Here is a 1,022-nt window from a genome sequence, read left to right on the forward strand (position 1 = left end):
CTGCCATTCGCAGTCTCGATCGCCGTGATGTCAGCGGCCTCAGCAGCCCCCATCAGTGCCGAATTGAAGTCGCTCGGATCGGTATCGAGATCGTCAACCGCCTGCACAACCGCAGCCGCCGTCCCGTTGATCGCCGTGATCGCAGAGCCATCAATCGTACCGCTGCCGTTCGCTCCCGCAATCGTCGTGATATCACCCGCCGCAGCAACTCCCGTCAGCGTGACAGCCTCATTGCCAAGGCCAGTAATATCTGTCGAAACATAGCTGAAAGCAACAACCGCAGCTGAACCAGCCACCGTCAAAACTGACGTAACATCAATGGTGCCAGTAGAAAGATCGGTAAGGGCATTGAGGTCAGCCGCAGCCAGTATCGTGTCATCAATGGTGATTGAGGTTGCACCTATACCCGTTATACCGCTCGCAGCATAAATTGCTGCCACTTCAGAAGCGGAGCCAGTGAACGTCGAGACCGACGATGCATCAATCATTCCGGTTGTGAGAGCGTTAAGAGCATTAACTGCAACAACCGACAAAGTATGGTCTGACAGCGTCACGCTCTCGTTACCCAAGCCTACAATCCCTGTAGACAAGATAGCAGCAACAGCTTCGGCTAAAGTACCTGTCAACGTCGTTATCGCAGATGCATTTACGTTACCCGACGTCGCTTCGTTAATTGCGAGAAGATCGCGTACCGCAGCCGTAGCAGAGGAAAGTGTAACTGTTTCATTTCCAAGGCCGCTGATGCCGGCAGAAGCATAGCTCGCCGCTACGTCAGCCGTCGAGCCGCTCAGGGCAGTCACAGACGTCGCATTGACCGTGACGCTGGTAGCAGCATCTATAACGTTTAGATCAGAGGCAGTCGCCGTGGTTCCCGTCAGCGTCGAAGCGAAATTCGTCGGATCGGTATCGAGATCGTCAAGCGCCAGGACAACCGCAGCCGCCGTCCCGTTGATCGCCGTGAGCGCTGAGCCATCAATCGTGCCACTGCCATTCGCAGTCTCGATCGCCGTGATGTCAGCGGC

1 protein-coding gene is annotated in these 1,022 nt (G+C 55.7%); it reads right to left on the reverse strand.

Annotated features, from left to right (window positions below; translation table 11 throughout):
- Window positions 1-1,022, reverse strand: a 1,022-nt coding sequence (locus tag IP81_RS21165) for a hypothetical protein (RefSeq protein ID WP_197274715.1), incomplete at both ends; no start/stop codon positions are given.

The organism is Novosphingobium sp. AAP83 (assembly GCF_001295795.1).
In the GTDB taxonomy this organism is placed as follows: Bacteria; Pseudomonadota; Alphaproteobacteria; order Sphingomonadales; family Sphingomonadaceae; genus Novosphingobium.